This window comes from Aureimonas sp. ME7, from assembly GCF_903970965.1.
Classification (GTDB): Bacteria; Pseudomonadota; Alphaproteobacteria; order Rhizobiales; family Rhizobiaceae; genus Aureimonas.
Genome location: NZ_CAJCKW010000004.1, coordinates 19,967 through 35,310, shown reverse-complemented (window position 1 = coordinate 35,310; position 15,344 = coordinate 19,967). Strand labels below are relative to the sequence as shown.

General features: G+C 66.9%; 14 protein-coding genes and 1 pseudogene. 8 read left to right on the top strand and 7 right to left on the bottom strand.

Annotated elements, in window-relative coordinates; all coding sequences use genetic code 11:
- Positions 1 to 134: 134 nt before the first annotated feature.
- From H7A85_RS08905 to H7A85_RS08895, 3 genes are read left to right on the top strand one after another with little or no spacing between them, the layout of a single operon-like run.
- Positions 135 to 2,291 carry a PBP1A family penicillin-binding protein gene (locus H7A85_RS08905; RefSeq protein ID WP_182085589.1) on the top strand — a complete coding sequence of 719 codons (2,157 nt, stop codon included), beginning with the start codon at positions 135 to 137 and terminating at the stop codon, positions 2,289 to 2,291.
- Positions 2,292 to 2,336: 45 nt separating this feature from the next.
- Entirely contained in the window at positions 2,337 to 2,924 is a 588-nt protein-coding gene (locus H7A85_RS08900) for a DUF1214 domain-containing protein (protein WP_182085588.1), read from the top strand.
- Positions 2,917 to 3,498, top strand: a complete 582-nt coding sequence (locus H7A85_RS08895; RefSeq protein ID WP_182085587.1) for a DUF1254 domain-containing protein — start codon at positions 2,917 to 2,919, stop codon at positions 3,496 to 3,498. Before H7A85_RS08900 ends, H7A85_RS08895 begins: the two co-directional genes overlap by 8 nt.
- A 9-nt stretch (positions 3,499 to 3,507) precedes the next feature.
- Here the strand turns inward: H7A85_RS08895 and H7A85_RS08890 are convergent, their stop codons facing one another.
- Complete coding sequence (locus H7A85_RS08890) at positions 3,508 to 3,702, bottom strand: hypothetical protein (RefSeq protein WP_182085586.1); 195 nt, start codon at positions 3,700 to 3,702, stop codon at positions 3,508 to 3,510.
- Positions 3,703 to 3,974: 272 nt separating this feature from the next.
- On the opposite strand from H7A85_RS08890, the gene H7A85_RS08885 reads away from it, so the two are divergent.
- Positions 3,975 to 5,009 carry a hypothetical protein gene (locus H7A85_RS08885; RefSeq protein WP_182085585.1) on the top strand — a complete coding sequence of 345 codons (1,035 nt, stop codon included), beginning with the start codon at positions 3,975 to 3,977 and terminating at the stop codon, positions 5,007 to 5,009.
- Between the two features lie 10 nt (positions 5,010 to 5,019).
- Here the strand turns inward: H7A85_RS08885 and H7A85_RS08880 are convergent, their stop codons facing one another.
- From H7A85_RS08880 to H7A85_RS08870, 3 genes are read right to left on the bottom strand one after another with little or no spacing between them, the layout of a single operon-like run.
- Positions 5,020 to 5,355, bottom strand: a complete 336-nt coding sequence (locus tag H7A85_RS08880; protein ID WP_182085584.1) for a DUF1491 family protein — start codon at positions 5,353 to 5,355, stop codon at positions 5,020 to 5,022.
- A gap of 4 nt (positions 5,356 to 5,359) precedes the next feature.
- Entirely contained in the window at positions 5,360 to 6,085 is a 726-nt protein-coding gene (locus H7A85_RS08875) for a peptidoglycan-binding protein (protein ID WP_182085583.1), read from the bottom strand.
- Between the two features lie 10 nt (positions 6,086 to 6,095).
- Positions 6,096 to 7,808, bottom strand: coding sequence for a HAMP domain-containing sensor histidine kinase (locus tag H7A85_RS08870; protein ID WP_182085582.1), 1,713 nt, complete (start codon positions 7,806 to 7,808; stop codon positions 6,096 to 6,098).
- Positions 7,809 to 8,222: 414 nt separating this feature from the next.
- Here H7A85_RS08870 and H7A85_RS08865 point away from each other — a divergent pair, with 414 nt between their 5' ends.
- Positions 8,223 to 8,612, top strand: coding sequence for a DUF5330 domain-containing protein (locus H7A85_RS08865; RefSeq protein WP_182085581.1), 390 nt, complete (start codon positions 8,223 to 8,225; stop codon positions 8,610 to 8,612).
- 76 nt (positions 8,613 to 8,688) lie between these two features.
- Positions 8,689 to 9,111, top strand: a complete 423-nt coding sequence (locus H7A85_RS08860) for a SufE family protein (RefSeq protein ID WP_182085580.1) — start codon at positions 8,689 to 8,691, stop codon at positions 9,109 to 9,111.
- Positions 9,112 to 9,178: 67 nt separating this feature from the next.
- On the opposite strand, the pseudogene H7A85_RS08855 reads toward H7A85_RS08860, so the two are convergent.
- The 3 genes and pseudogenes from H7A85_RS08855 to H7A85_RS08845 form a co-directional block, all read right to left on the bottom strand.
- Positions 9,179 to 9,559, bottom strand: a pseudogene (locus H7A85_RS08855) (DUF6456 domain-containing protein); the annotation flags it as partial.
- A 19-nt stretch (positions 9,560 to 9,578) separates the two neighbouring features.
- Positions 9,579 to 9,983 (bottom strand): helix-turn-helix domain-containing protein, encoded by a 405-nt coding sequence (locus tag H7A85_RS08850; RefSeq protein ID WP_182085578.1) that lies wholly within the window; start codon positions 9,981 to 9,983, stop codon positions 9,579 to 9,581.
- Positions 9,984 to 10,212: 229 nt separating this feature from the next.
- Positions 10,213 to 10,872 carry a TetR family transcriptional regulator gene (locus H7A85_RS08845; RefSeq protein ID WP_182085577.1) on the bottom strand — a complete coding sequence of 220 codons (660 nt, stop codon included), beginning with the start codon at positions 10,870 to 10,872 and terminating at the stop codon, positions 10,213 to 10,215.
- 87 nt (positions 10,873 to 10,959) lie between these two features.
- Between H7A85_RS08845 and H7A85_RS08840 the strand changes: the two genes are divergently transcribed.
- Complete coding sequence (locus tag H7A85_RS08840) at positions 10,960 to 12,159, top strand: efflux RND transporter periplasmic adaptor subunit (protein ID WP_182085576.1); 1,200 nt, start codon at positions 10,960 to 10,962, stop codon at positions 12,157 to 12,159.
- The gene (locus H7A85_RS08835) at positions 12,156 to 15,296 is read left to right on the top strand and encodes an efflux RND transporter permease subunit (protein ID WP_182085575.1); all 3,141 of its coding nucleotides are present in this window, start codon (positions 12,156 to 12,158) and stop codon (positions 15,294 to 15,296) included. The genes H7A85_RS08840 and H7A85_RS08835 overlap by 4 nt, the downstream gene beginning before the upstream one ends.
- Positions 15,297 to 15,344: the final 48 nt, after the last annotated feature.

Here is a 15,344-nt window from a genome sequence, read left to right as displayed (position 1 = left end):
CCACCCCAATCCATATCTACCCATGCGCAGGGGGTAACCGAAGGGAAAGCCTCGGGCTCGATTGTTTCGCCGGTGGGTTCGGTTAGTATGGGCTGGCGCGTCGTCGCCGCGCGCCGGGGGATTGTGTTCAGACCGTGCGAAATCTGTTTTCGTCCAAGCCGAAGGGGCGCCGCGCCCCGTCTCGTCTGATCGAAGTCGATGCGTGGCTCGATACCACCCTCTGGCGGCTTTTTCATGGATTTTCGGCGGCTTGGGAAACGATCACCATCGTTTCCCGCCGTTTTCGCGTCCGCGGCTTCAACCGCGTGGTGGTCGAGCTCACCTGCGAGACGCTGACGATCGGCGTCGCCGGCTTCATCGCCCTCCTCGTACTCGCCCAGCCGGCCATGAAGAAGACCGTCGCCGGCCTGCCCCAGCAGGCGGACTATTCCGTCCTGTTCCTGGATCGCCACGGCAACGAGATCGGCCGTCGCGGCATCCTCAAGGCGGACGCCGTTCCCATCGACGAACTGCCCGATCATTTCGTCAAGGCCGTGCTCGCCACCGAGGATCGTCGCTTCTTCGAACATTGGGGCATCGACTTCATCGGCCTCGGCCGTGCGCTGGGCCAGAACGCGCGGGCCGGCGGCGTCGTCCAGGGCGGCTCGACCCTGACCCAGCAGCTCGCCAAGAACCTCTTCCTGTCCAACGAGCGCTCCTTCGAGCGCAAGGTGAACGAGGCCTTTCTGTCGCTCTGGCTCGAGGCCAATCTCACGAAGCGCGAGATCCTCGGCATGTATCTCGACCGCGCCTATATGGGCGGCGGCGCCAACGGCGCGGCGGCGGCCGCTCAGTTCTACTTCAGCAAGAACATCCGCGACGTGAACCTCGCAGAATCGGCCATGCTCGCCGGCCTGTTCAAGGCACCGACGCAATACGCCCCGCACAACAACTTGCCCGCAGCCCGCGCCCGCGCCAACGTCGTGCTCGGTGCCATGGTGGATGCCGGCTTCATGACCGAGGGTCAGGTCGTCGCCGCCCGCCGCCATCCCGCGACGGCGGTGGACCGTTCGGTGATCCGCTCGCCCGACTACTTCCTTGATTTCGCCTTCGACGAGATCCAGCGCATCGCCGCCAAACTTCCCCAACGCACCTTCGTCGCCCGCACCACGATCGACATGGGCCTTCAGAAGCTTGCCGACGAATCGGTCGACTTCCACCTGCGCCAATACGGCAAGGCCTACGCCGTCGAGGAAGGCGCCATGGCCGTGATCGCCGACGATGGCGGCGTCGTCGCACTCGTCGGTGGCCGCGACTACGGCTTGTCGCAGTTCAACCGCGCCACCCGTGCGCTCCGCCAGCCGGGCTCCTCGTTCAAGGCTTATGTCTACGCGCTGGCCATGGAAAACGGTCACAAGCCGAGCGACTTCATCGTCGACGGTCCCGTGCGCGTCGGCAACTGGATGCCCCAGAACTACGGCAACAAGTTCGCCGGCCGCATTCAGATCCAGGACGCGATGGCCCGCTCGCTGAATACGGTCGCCGTCAAGCTCAGCCAGGAATCCGGGCCCGGCAAGGTCGCAGAGCTCGCCAAGGCGATGGGCGTCGAAACCCCGCTGCGCGGCGACAAGACCATCGCGCTCGGCACCAACGAGGTGACGATCCTCGATCAGGCGACGGGCTACGCCGTGTTCCCCGCCGGCGGCCTGTCCTCCAACCGCCATGCGGTGCAGCAGATCACCGATGCCGAAGGCCATGTCCTATGGGATGCGCAGCGCGACATGCCCCCGCGCCGCCGCGTCCTGTCTGAGCAGGCGACGAAGAGCATGAACTCGATGTTCGTGCGCATCCCCGAGGTCGGCACCGCCCGGCGCGCGCGCCTGTCGATGACGCGCGCCGGCGGCAAGACCGGCACCACCCAAAGCTACCGCGATGCCTGGTTCGTCGGCTTCACCGGCAACTTCACCGCCGCCGTCTGGTTCGGCAACGACAGTTATCGCCCGACCAACAAGCTGACGGGCGGCGGCCTTCCCGCCATGACCTGGCAGCGCTTCATGGAAGCGGCGCACCAGGGCATCGAACTGCGCCCGATCCCCTATATCGACAATCCGATCCCCGCCCCCGGCACGATCGACGTTCCCAAGCCCGAGGGCGACGGCGCGCCGCAGATCGCGCGCCCGAGCATCATCAACAACAACACGCGCAAGGTCCTGTCAGACCTCGAGAAACTGCTCTCTAGCATCGAGCCGGCAGGGCCGGAGAAGTTCGCGGCCTCCGCGCCCGACCCGGCGCCGCCCGTCGTGCGGCGCTGACGAACCGGTCTGGCGCCCCGTCCCGTTCGGGGCCATAGAACCCCCATGCGCTTCCTGCTTCTCACCATCCTTGCCATCGGCATCGCGCTCGGCCTCGGCGGCTGGTCGGCATCCTATATGCTGGACCATTACGAGGGCGCCGACATCCTCGTCGTCGGCCCTTGGCACGCCGACCGTACGGCCGGCTCGCCGAGCGCCGATCCCTATTCCAAGGCCCGCCTCGCGCGCTCCGGCAACCTGACTCTCGGCCTCGGCGAAGGCGTCGCGTTCCAGGCTCGCACCGACACAGGAGGCCGCGAGCTTCGGCGCGAGTGCAACTACCGTCTGGAAGGCGCCTACCCCCCCGCCCGCGTCACCACCCTGTCCGCCTTCGAACCAACGGGGCGTCCCATGCCGGCCACGGAGGGCCGCCCGACCCATCTCGTGTCCTTGAACTGGATGCGCTCGGACGACAATCGCGCGGTGATCTCGGTCGGCGCCCTGGCCCAGCCGGGCAATTGGCTCGCCCTGGAAGGCACGGGTAGCTACGTTCTGGCGCTGACGCTCTACGATACGCCGGTGAGCACCGACAGCGGCGCCGCGCCGATCGCCATGCCCTTCATCGTGCGAACGGGGTGCCTCGCAGATGGGTAAGCTTCTTCTTGCCGTTCTCGTCGGCTTCGTCGGCGCGGCGATCGCCCACATCGCCATCGTTCTCGCCGTCCCCTCCCGCGCGGAGAACGACGCGTGGAGCCGCCTTTCGCGGCTCGGCGATCTGTATTCGGTGGTGCGCATCGAGGCGCGGGGCGATCCGTCTGCCGAGTCCGCGAACTTCGTCTTCATCGACCCCGCCTTCATGGATGCCGCCTGCCGCTTTTCCGTCGCGGACGGTCCCGCCCGGATCTATGCCGACGAGGGAACGAGCTTCTGGACGGCCTCGATCTACGGGCGAAACGGCGACAATCTTTATTCGATCAGCGAGCGTGTCGCGCTGGAAGGCGCGCTCGACATCATGGTCGGCACGCGCGAGCAGCTCGATCTGGCGCGGATCGAGGGCAGCGAGAGCGAAGGCAACATGATCCCGGTCGAACTGCCGGTCGCGCAGGGCTATCTGATGGTCCGCTCGCTGGTGGAGGGCGAAAGCGACCGACCCTTCGTGGATCGCTTCGTGCGCTCGATCACCTGTCGCCCGGCGACCCCGGAGGAAGCCGGCCGAACGCCGAACTGACCGATCCGATCAGGACGCGCAGTCCGCCGTCCTCAGCGTCTGGCAGTGGAGACCCGATTGGATCGGCCGAACATCCGCCTCCAGCCGCTCGCGGCGCACGCATGGCAGGATCAGGACCTCGGCCGAGACGCGCGGTCCGGCATCTTCGCCCGCAGCGATTGCCGGCCCTCGCTCGGGCCAGACGAGTTGGTGGATATTGGTCATCTCGCTCCCTCCAGCCGGGACCATCCAATGCGTTCGGTCAGCCTATATGGGCTTCCGCAGTGTCTGGTCGAGGACTGAAAAGCAACGCGAACCCCGCCCGGCCAGACCATCGGCGACAGGCCTTGTCCGGCGCTGACCGCCGCGTCGAGCGTCGCGAAACAACCAGCGTCGGTCAGCCGCGGCCAAGCTTCGCAGGGTTAACAGGTCGCTAAGAGATTCCTTCTAGTTTTCATGGCTGACGGACTCAGCACCGAACCAGCATCTGGAGCCCCATGAAGGACGCCGCACCGCGGATCTTCCGATCCCTCGAACGCCAGTCGGGCCAGCAGGAGTTCGATACCGTGGTGACGGCTGCCGTCTCCGCCTACGGTTCGCTGCGCCACCCGTCGCAGCGGCAGAGCGAGGATCTGGCGCGGCTCGTTACCCCGCTGTGGGCGCGCATCGCGGACGAAACACGGCGCGGCGTCGGCGCCGTCCTGTCGCATTCCCCCCGCGTTCCCCGGGGGATCGTCGAACTTCTCATCGCCGCGCCGATCGAGATTTCCGCGCCCTTCCTCGTATCGAGCCCAACCCTTTCGGACGCCGATCTCCTCAGCCTCCAGCAGTCCGGGGACGAACGCGTCGCCCGTCTCGTCGACAAGCGGCTCAGCCGTCCGACATCGGTTCCCGATCCCCTGCCCGAGCCCACGCTCGAAGCCGAACCGCCACCGGCGGCAAGGACGCTGCCCGAAAGCCCCTCGCTTTCGCCCGAATTCCTCGCCGAAACCCCGCTTCTCGAGCCGAGACGCCCCGTGCGCAGATCGGAAACCACGGTGGACGCCGTGCGCGAAGCCCTTCGCCGCCTGGCTCTTACCGGACGCAGCCCCTCCACCGGCGCTCCTGCGCCCGCGCGCCTCGAAGACCTCGTCGCCCTCGCCATGGACCGGGAGGACGCGCGCTTCTACGAGGGGCTGGCCAGCGCCCTGTCATTGTCGGACAAGATTCTCGCCACGATCATGGAGGATGCGAGCGGAGAGCGTCTCGCCGTCGCGCTAAAGGCGCTGGCCGCGAAGTCGGCCGACGCGATGAGCATCCTGATGATGTTGAAGCCGGCGATCGGTCTGGATGTCCGGGCCTTCGATCGTCTCGCCCTGTACTATCGGACGCTGAAGGTCGAGGACTGCCGCTCGATGGTCAGCGCTTCGCGCCTTCATGCCCATCGCCACCAGCCGGTGGCCGCGCCCGAAAGCGTGCGCGCCGTGGTTCAGCCGCGCCGCGAGTTCGGCCGCCGCGTCGAACGCCCCGCCCCGCGAGAGGCGGAAGGCTGACGTCGGCCCCTCAGTCTCCCGGAACGATCGTCAGATAGCGTTCCGGCTGGTCGGTCTCGAGTTCCACCACCCAGAAGTCCGGGTCGAACCGTGCCTCGCGCGCAAAGCGCTGCTCCAGCTTGTCCTCGTCCGCGATCGCCTCCATCAGGAAACGGCGATCGCCCTTTTCGTCGGCCAGCGATTGCGGTGCCGGGCACAGGAGGCGGATCGAGCCGTCGCGCTCGCGCAGCGTGAAGAACATCGCCCCCGCCGCCTCCGCGCCGCGCCGGAGAACCGCCGCGAAGCCGCCGTCCGCAAAGACGCGCCGGACCACGTAGGCCGCGAACATCTCGCTCGTCAGGCGCATGGCGTCAGTGCCCGGCGCTGACCGCGCGCAGGCGCTCCAGAACCTCCATCGAGGGCTCGCCCGTCACGTCGAGGCTTTCCAGCGCCTGGAACGTGCGGATCGCCGCCCGCGTCTGCTCGCCGAGGATGCCGTCGGCGCGAATGTCGGCGACCCGGGCTTCGGCGAGCTTGGCCTGAATCTCACGAACGAGATCCGCCCCGCCATCCGAAGCGATCGCACCGGTCACCGAAGCATCGGGCTCGAGACTGGCGACCTGCGTTCCGTCGCCGGAGGCCGCCTGCCGGATCTGCGTCAGGAGAAGCGGCGTCGCCATCCCGTCGACCCTGAGGCCACGGTCAGCTTGGAAGGCACGGATCGCCATATCGGTCGCCTGCCCCGCGCGTCCGTCCACCTCGACGTTGTAGTATCCCTCCTCCGCCAGAAGCGCCTGCACTTCGCGCACCAGCGGAAACGGCAGGATGCGCGGATCGTTGGTGATCGCACGCGGCGCGGCAGGAGCGGCTGGAACCGCCGCGACCTGCGCCGCTTCCACCGCCCGTGTCACCAGCATCGGATGCGGGTGCGGCCCGCCCTGCCGGTTCAGCGCGTTGTCGGCCACGAGGCCGGCGGACACGGAGAACAGCGCGATCCCGCCGAACAGGGCCGGACGCGCCATGATGATGCGCGCGCCGCCGGCCAGCCCGGCGAAGGCCGTGCGTCCCGTCAGCATCGCGGCCTGACCCGCCACCATCGCCACCGGATTAGGCCGAGCGACGGGTTTGCGAGTCTTGCGGGATGAGGCTGGTTTTTTTGCGGGCATCGGTCAACGCTACGATATTGTCGGAAGAGGTGTGGCCGGCGCGGATACGCTCCGCGCAGTCCGTGGGTATGCGAACGGTCACGGTCGTGCCGCGTCCGATCTGGCTGCGGATGTGCATGGCTCCGTGATGGAGCTCGCTCAAGCCCTTGACGAGCGAAAGCCCCAGCCCCGTTCCCTCGAAGCGGCGCGAGGCCCCTTGAGAGACTTGAACGAACGGGCGAGCCAGACGATCGATGTCCTTGGCTTCGATGCCGATTCCGGTGTCGCTGACCGTCAGGGTCAGCCAGTCCGCGTCGAGCCCGACGGCCAGGCAAACGGTGCCCGCCTCGGTGAACTTCACGGCGTTGGACAGGAGATTGATGAGGATCTGGCGGCAGGCATGCGGGTCGGCGACGATCGTGTCCGCCTCGTCGCAATTGCGCAAGGTCAGGCGCAGGCCTTTCCGGTCCGCGTCCGGGCGAACCATGTCGCCGGCCGTGCGGACCGCCTCGGCGATCGAGAATTCCACCGGCTCCAGTTCGTAGCGACCCGCCTCGATCTTCGACACGTCGAGAAGCGAGTTGACGATGCCCAGCACGTGCTGGCTGGAGCGGCGGATCAGGCCGACATATTCGCGCTGGCGAGGGTCGGTGAACCCGCCGCAAAGCTCCTGATCGAGCATGTCCGAGAAGCCGATCACCGCGTTCAGCGGCGTGCGCAGCTCATGGGACACGGTAGCGAGGAAAGCCGAATGCTCGTCCGTCGCGGCCTTAGGCGCCGGAGCCTCTGTGGCGCCCCGTTCGAACTCGGCGCGAACGCCCGCAAGCGTGCGGCCATGTCCCGCGACCGGCACGAGGCGGACAAAGGCCGTACGATAGCTCTCAGTCGTATCCTCGCTCCGCAGCCGAAGTTCGAGGTCGCGCCCCTCTCCTCCGTCGCGCATCGCGTCGAGAGCGCGCAGAAAGGTGATCCGATCGAGAACATGCAGACGGTGCGCGAAGACCTGTCCGGCCTCCCCGGTCATCCCGTTGCCGCCACCCGTCACCCGGCCCTCCAGATCGAGCATCACGAAGGGCGTGGACGCCGAGGCTTCCGAAGCGTTCAAGCCGAGCTTGTTCCGGAAGGCGAAGCGGCAGGTGACGAAGGTCGCATAGGCCGTCAGCATCGGCACGGCGACGAGCGCGCCGGCAAAGCCTTGCGAGGCCGGCCCGAGGCCGTGCAGCGACAGAAAGCCGGTGACGCCGACGGCCGCCAGAACGGCCGGCACCATCAGCTTGGCCGAAAGCGGCCGGTTCGCGCTCCAAGCCTCGATCGGCCCGACGGCCACCAGCGCCAGGATCCAGAAACTGTCGAGCGCGATCGCCAGCGCGGCCAGAACGATCGAGCCGGCGAGATGCAGGCCGGCCAGAACCAGGGCCAGCTCGCAGCCGACCGCGACCAGCGTCGCCGATCCAAGAAGCACGAAGGCGATCGTCAACGCGGCCGGCAGGAGGACGACGCCGCCCGGCGCGATCGCCGCAAGCGGCGCCAGCATCGCCGTCAGAAGGCTCGCTGCCACCAGCCCCGCGACGAGGCGGGCGCGAAGCCGACGCGCGCTGGGATCGAGGATCCCCGACGACAGGAAACCGGCGAAGCGATCCTCGATCTGGCGCCGAAGTCCCGCGAAGTCGGCCACTCGTCCCGTCTTCCCGCTGTTGTGCGACAGAGCCATCGTTCACCCATATGCGCTGGCCCGCACTCGAACCCATCATGGGCTCACCGGACCATCATTCACCATGCCCGGGAGATTGGCCTTAACCTTTTAAGGAAGGCATAAGCCAGAACACCCCGCCTTTCGCCAGACCGCCACGGAGCGAGGGCTCACAACCGTCGGGGACGCCGAGTTGAAGTTATGGTTAATGCATCGTTGTCGAACATATAGCAGCGAAAACAATAGCTTGTATCATTCGCCCCACATGCTTCCGCACGACGAACCTGCAACAGTGGCCGGTCGATCATCTCATTTGAATCGAAATCGATGCATATGGTTGGCCATCGCGGGTCGCAGCGTGCGATCCAGGGTTTCGTCATCGCCAGGTCGCCGGCCCCCATGCGCTTTCTTTTGAAGCTTGCCTTCCTGATCGGCCTTGCCCTGTTCTTCCTCGCCCCGAAGCACGAGGACGGAACGGGCACGCCGTCCGATCTGAACGCGGCGTCCCTGATCTTCGGCGTACAGCAGGCCGTGGCCGACCTCGGCGGCTTTTGCGAACGCGCGCCGCTCGCCTGCGAGAGCGGGCGCAACGCCGCCGTCTTCGCCGGCGAGCGCATCGCCGAGGGCATGGCCTTCGTCTATGGTTTGGCGACGGGGGCCCAGCCATCCGTCCCCGTACCCGGCCCCGTGGACCAGCCCGAGACGATCCGTCCGACCCGCCCGAGCGAACACCCCGCCAACGGCGCGCCGGCCCCGCGCCCCTACCTGCCGCCCGTGCACGGCGCCTGAGCCGCCTTTCATCGCAGCCCGCGTTTTCCTATATGAGCGCGACAGGACCCGAGCCCGGACCGGATACGGAACCGCCATGCGCCATATCGACGAGATCGTCGCCGACTTCGAGCTTCTCGACGATTGGGAGGATCGGTATCGCTACCTGATCGAACTCGGCCGCGAACTTCCGGCGATGCCCGAAGCGGACCAGAACGATCGAACCAAGGTTCCGGGTTGCGTCAGCCAGGTCTGGCTCACCAGCCGGCGCGACGACGCCGCGCCCCCGCGCGTCTTCTTCGCGGGGCAGTCGGATGCCCACATCGTCAAGGGACTCGTCGCCATCGCGCTGTCGCTCTACTCCGGCAGACCGGCGAACGAGATCCTCGACCTCGACGCCGACGCCGTCTTCGCCCGTCTCGGCCTGCAGGATCACCTGACCCCGCAGCGCTCCAACGGCCTGCGCTCCATGGTGCGGCGGATCCGGGCGGACGCCGAAAGCGCGCTCCAGCCGGCCTGACGCGGCCTCAGCGAGCCGGCGGCTCGCCTCCCCGCCCATCGGCTCCCCTCGCCACGGCTACCAGCCCGTAGTGCCGCGACAGGCTGGCGAGCCCCGCCTTCAGCATCAGCTTGGCCGAGCGCGCCGGCCAGCGCCGCTCCTTCTCCACCCACTCCGTCCCCTTCAGGAAGCAGCAGATATCGACGAGGACGCCCGACAGTTCCGGCCCGACGGCCCGTAGCGCGCGATCGACGCGGCTTCGACAGTCCATCGCCGCATCGCTGAGGTCCGCCGGCCCGATCCGGCCTCCCGATCCCGGCATCCGGTCCCAACGCTGCGTGACGCTCGGCAGCATTCCGCCGCGCGTGAAGTCCGCGCGGAGCCGCTCGCCCGCCTCCACCTCGTCCCGGCTGAGAAAGGGCCGACCGTCCGTTCCCTTGCGGGTCGCCAGACGGGCGAGCGGCGATTCGTCGCAAACCGCCATCGGCTCAGAAGTCCTCCTCGACGGCGCCGGGCATCGCCAAGCGTCGGCAGGAGGTCGTCAGCGCCTCCATGCGGGCGAGAAGAGCGTCGAAGCTCCGATCGTCGCGCGCATCCTCGATTCGGCCGACGGCATAGGTCACACTGGAGCGATCCCGGCCGAACCCCTGCGCCACCGTGCTGAGCGGAAGCTGGAAGGCGATGTGCGACAGGTACATCGCCACATGTCGCGCCTTAGCGATCGGCGCCTGAGCCCGATGCTCCGACAGGATGTCGGCCGCCGAAACGCCGAGGAAGGTCGAGACGATATCCACCGCCACGAGGCATTGAAGGCGCCCGCGTCCGCCGGGATCGATCCGGTTGCGCACGGAAAACGACGTCTCGGACGAAAGATGGTTGGCAAACTGGGGCATTGGACGACTCCGTTGAAGGTGGTCCGATTCCTACAACCGAACCCGGAGTGTAGGAATATTTTCTTTTCCCCAAGGTTGCATGCATACACGGAAATGTCGTGGTCGCACCGGCAGCCCGATACGAACGCGCCGATTAAGAGATAAAGTTCTCCAGCACGCCCCATACGTTTGCGGAACGGGAGCATCACCAAAGGCCGACCCGGCTCAGGAGTTGCGTCCCTTACGTGACTTAAGCGGATGCTAGGATTTCCGTCGTCGCTCCGCTGGAAAACCCGCGGACCGAGCCGAAGCCTGCGAACAGCGCGTCCAGCATCAGCTTTCCCGTTTCGCGGATGTCGAAGTCCTCGCCCGCGCGCAACCATTCGGTGATCAGGCCGGTAAACGTCCCGACGCATGCGATCACCGCCGTCCCCGGCTGCCAGGGCGCCTTGAGCTCTCCGAGATCGCGCGCGCGCTCGAACACCTTGCGGATGATCTGCTGCATGTCATCCTCGTTCCGCCGGTGGCAGTTCATCACCGCCTCCATCTCGCCGACATACTCGCAGCGCAGATGGAGGATCGAATACACGCGCTTCGCCCTTTCGTCCGAGGCGAAACGCTGGATGCATTCGAGTGCGCAGCGATGCAGTTCGCCGAGCGGCTCGGCCGAGGTTTCCAGGCCCTGGCTTTCGATAAAGGCGCGCTCGGGCAGGAACGCCCGCTCGTGCATGGCGAGGAAGAGATCGCTCTTGCCCGCGAAGTGCCAATAGATCGCCCCCCGCGTGATTCCGGCCTGGGAAGCGATATGCGAGAGCGCGCTCTGGCTGACGCCTCGCTCGAAGAACACGTGCTCAGCCGCATCCAGAATGGCGCTTCGGGTTTCCTGCGCCTCAGCCTTGGTTCTTCGCATGTCTCCTCCTTGCTTACATTCAGTCATGAATGTAAGTAGGGACAGTTTCAAGTTCGAATTGCCGACATCTGCTCGGCGGAGCTCCCCATGATCGCTTCCCGCCTCACATTGTCCCTCGCCGCGACGCTCGGCCTGTCGCTGCCCGCGCTGGCGCAGCAAGGCGGTGCGGCCCCGCCTCCCCCAGCCGTGACGGTGGAAACGGTGAAGCCATCCAGCGTCCCCGTCACCTTCGAATATCCCGCCCGCGTGGAAGCCTCCCGGGCGGTCGAGGTGCGCGCGCGCGTCGGCGGGGTGCTTCTGCAGAGAACCTTCAACGAGGGCGCGCAGGTGAAGTCCGGCGATCTCCTGTTCGAGATCGACCGTCGCCCCTTCGAGGCGGAGGTCGCGCTGGCCCAGGCGCAGGTGCAGCAGGCCCAGGCGCAGCTCGCGCAGGCGCGGCGCACCGAAGAGCGCGCCCAGGCCCTCGTGCGCTCGGGCACCACGTCCACCGCCAATCTCGACGACGCGACCTCGCAGCGCGAGTTGGCGGACGCCGCCGTGGCGCAGGCGCAAGCGCGCCTCCAGACCGCCAATCTGTCGCTCGACTACACGTCGGTCGAAGCGCCGGCGAGCGGCATCACGAGCCTCGAACAGGTGCCCGAGGGTTCGCTCCTGAATTCCGGCGATCTTCTCACCCGGATCTCTCAGCTCGACCCCGCCTATGTGAACTTTTCGGCCGCCGACACCGAAGCCTTCTCCATCCGTCGCTCCATCGAGGACGGAACGGCGGAAGGCTCGCTCGAAAGCGTCAGGGTGACCGTTCGCTTCGGCAACGGCACCAACTACGCCCAGCAGGGTCGGATCGACTTCACCTCCTCCAACATCGACCAGCAGACCGGAACGATCCTGTCGCGCGCCGTTCTTCCGAACCCGGACAGCCAGCTTCTGCCCGGTCAGTTCGTGCGCGTCGAAATCGAAGGCCTGACCATTCCCAACGCCGTGACGATCCCCACCGAAGCCCTGATGCAGGGGCCGCAGGGAACCTTCGTCTACACTCTCAACAACGAGAATGTCGCCGAGGTGAGACCCGTCACCGTCGGGCGCGAGCTCGATCAGCGGCTTCTGATCTCGACCGGTCTCAAGGAGGGCGACCGCGTCGTCACGGTCGGCGTCATCAAGGTCCGGCCCAACGCGCCCGTCAATCCCACCGGCGCAGCGCCGGCCGGCAGCCCGGACGGCGCACCGCAAGCCGCCGCCGCTCCCGCCCCCCAGGCCAGCGCGCAGGCGCAGACGGAAGCCGCCCAATGAACCGCTTCTTCGTCGACCGACCGGTCTTTGCGGCCGTCATCTCGATCGTCATCGTGCTGGCCGGCCTTGCCGGCATGCGCTCGCTGCCGATCGAGCAGTACCCGGAGCTCGTGCCGCCGCAGGTGCAGATCGCGGCGACCTATCCCGGCGCGTCCGCCGAAACCGTCGCCCAGACCGTCGCCGCCCCGATCGAGCAGGTCGTCAACGGCGTCGAGGACATGATCTACATGAACTCGTCGAACTCCTCGGCGGGCACATCGACGATCAACGTCACCTTCCAGTCCGGCACCGATCCCGATCAGGCGACGATCAACGTCAACAACCGGGTCCAGCAGGCGATTTCCCAGCTTCCCGCCGAGGTGCAGCGCCTCGGCGTCACGGTGACGAAGCAGTCGTCGTCGATCCTGGCGGTCGCCACCATGACGTCGTCGGATCCGCGTTACGACGCGACCTACGTGTCGAACTACGCGCTCCTGTACGTGCTCGACGAGCTGAAGCGCATTCCCGGCATCGGCAACGCGCAGCTCTTTGGCCAGCGCAACTATTCCATGCGCATCTGGCTTCGGCCGGACCAGCTCGCCCAGTACCAGTTGACGCCCGGCGACGTCGCCACCGCGATCCGGGAGCAGAACGCGCAGTTCGCCGCCGGTCAGTTCGGGGCCCAGCCGTCCAACAACCCGCTCGCCTTCACCTATTCGGTGACGACCGCCGGACGTCTGCCGGACGCGCAGGCGTTCGAGAACATCATCATCCGCTCGGACGCCAACGGCGCCTCGCTCCTCCTGAAGGACATCGCGCGCGTCGAGCTCGGCGCGCAGGACTACGCCTTCAACGCGACCTACAACGGCAACGAGACGATCCCGATCGGCCTCTACCTGCAACCGGGCGCCAACGCGCTCAACGTGCTGGAAGCCGTCAACACGCGCATGTCGGAACTGTCCAACCAGTTTCCCGAAGGCATCACCTACGCCATCCCCTACGACACCACGAAGTTCATCAACGCCTCCATCGAATCGGTGATCCACACGTTCATCGAGGCGATGGTCCTCGTGCTGGTGGTGGTCTACCTGTTCCTCCAGAGCTTCCGCGCGACCCTGATCCCGATGATCGCGGTGCCGGTGTCGATCATCGGAACGTTCGGCGTCCTCCTGGCGCTCGGATTCTCGATCAACCTCCTCACCCTGTTCGGGCTGGTCCTGGCCATCGGCATCGTCGTCGACGACGCGATCGTGGTTCTGGAAAATGTCGAGCGCATCATGCGCGACGAGCATCTGAAACCCAAGGAAGCGACCGCCAAGGCGATGAGCGAAGTGACCTCGCCGGTCATCGCGATCGTCCTGGTCCTGTGCGCGGTGTTCATTCCCGTCGCGTTCCTCGGCGGCCTGACGGGCACGATGTATCGCCAGTTCGCCGTGACCATCGCGACCTCGGTGACGATCTCCGGCATCGTCGCCCTGACGCTGACGCCCGCGCTCTGCGGTCTTCTCCTGCGCGAGGAGCACAAGGAGCCGCTGGCTCCCTTCCGCTGGTTCAACCGGATGTTCGACCGGCTGACGAACGGCTACGGGCATGGCGTCGCCTTCATCATGCGCCGGGCGTTCCTGTCGCTCGTCCTGTTCGCCGCGTTGGTCGGGGGCACGGTTTACTTCTTCCAGACCATCCCCTCCTCGCTGGTGCCGGACGAGGATCAGGGCACCAACCTCGCGGTCGCCTTCCTGCCACCCGCCTCGTCCCTGCCCCGGACGACGGAGGTGATGAACCAGGTCTCGGCCAACATCCGCCAGAATCCGGCCGTCGAGGACGTCGTCGCCTTCGCGGGCTTCGACCTTCTTTCCGGTTCGCAGAAGACGAGCGCGGGCGCCGCGTTCGTCACCCTCAAGGACTGGTCGGAGCGTTCCGATCCCTCGCTCGACGCGCGAAACCTGCCGGGCGCCTTCATCGGTGCGAACGCGGGCATCCAGGACGGCATGGTGCTGGCCTTCTCGCCGCCGCCGATCCAGGGCCTGTCCACCACGGGCGGTTTCGACCTCTTTGTGCAGGACCGGACGGGCCGCGGGACGCAAGCGCTCGTGGAAGCCACGAACCTCGTGGTGGCAGCCGCCGCCAAGCGGCCGGAGCTTGCGGGCGTGCGCACCACGTTCGACGCCAACGTGCCGCAGTACCAGATCGACGTGGACCGCGAGAAGGCGAAGGCGCTCGGCGTTCCCATCACGTCGATCTTCGAGACGATGCAGTCCACCTTCGGCTCGCTCTACGTCAACGACTTCACGCTGCTCGGTCGCAACTACCGCGTTTCGCTGCAGTCGGAGTCGGATTTCCGCGAGAAGCCGGAGGATCTGCGCTTCGTCTACGTCCAGGCGTCCAACGGCGCCATGGTGCCGCTGGATACGCTCCTGATCACCAAGCGCATCATCGGCCCGGACCTGATCGAGCGGTTCAACGCGTTCAACGCGGCCAAGGTGTCCGGCGGCCCCGCCCCCGGTTACTCGTCGGGTCAGTCGCTGCAGGCGATGCAGGAGATCGCCGCGGAAGTTCTCCCCGAGGGCTACGAGATCGCCTGGACGGGCTCGGCCTACCAGGAGATCCAGGCCGGCGGCACGGGCGCCATCGCCATCGGCTTCGGCATGGTCATGGTGTTCCTGATCCTGGCCGCGCAGTACGAGCGCTGGTCGCTGCCGATCGCGGTGCTTCTGGCGGTGCCCTTCGCCATGTTCGGAGCGCTGCTGGCGATCTGGCTTCGCGGGTTGGAGGTAGACACCTACTTCCAGATCGGCCTCGTGACCCTGGTGGGGCTCGCGGCGAAGAACGCGATCCTGATCGTCGAGTTCGCGGTTCTCAAACGCGAGGAAGGCCTGTCCGCCTTCGACGCGGCTCTGGAAGGGGCAAAGCTGCGCTTCCGCCCGATCGTGATGACCTCGCTTGCCTTCATCCTCGGCGTCGTGCCGCTGGCAATCGCGTCGGGCGCCTCGTCGGCCAGCCGGCATTCGATCGGGACCGGCGTGATCGGCGGCATGTTGATGGCGACCTTCGTCGCGATCTTCTTCATCCCGCTCTTCTACAAGCTGCTGGCGCGCGACAAGAAGCCGAAAGCATCGAAGCCGGAGCCGCAGGGCTCCCTGCCGGCCCCGGCCGAATGATCAGCAAAAAAAGGGCGCCGAAAGGCGCCCTTCTTCGTTTGTGACCGC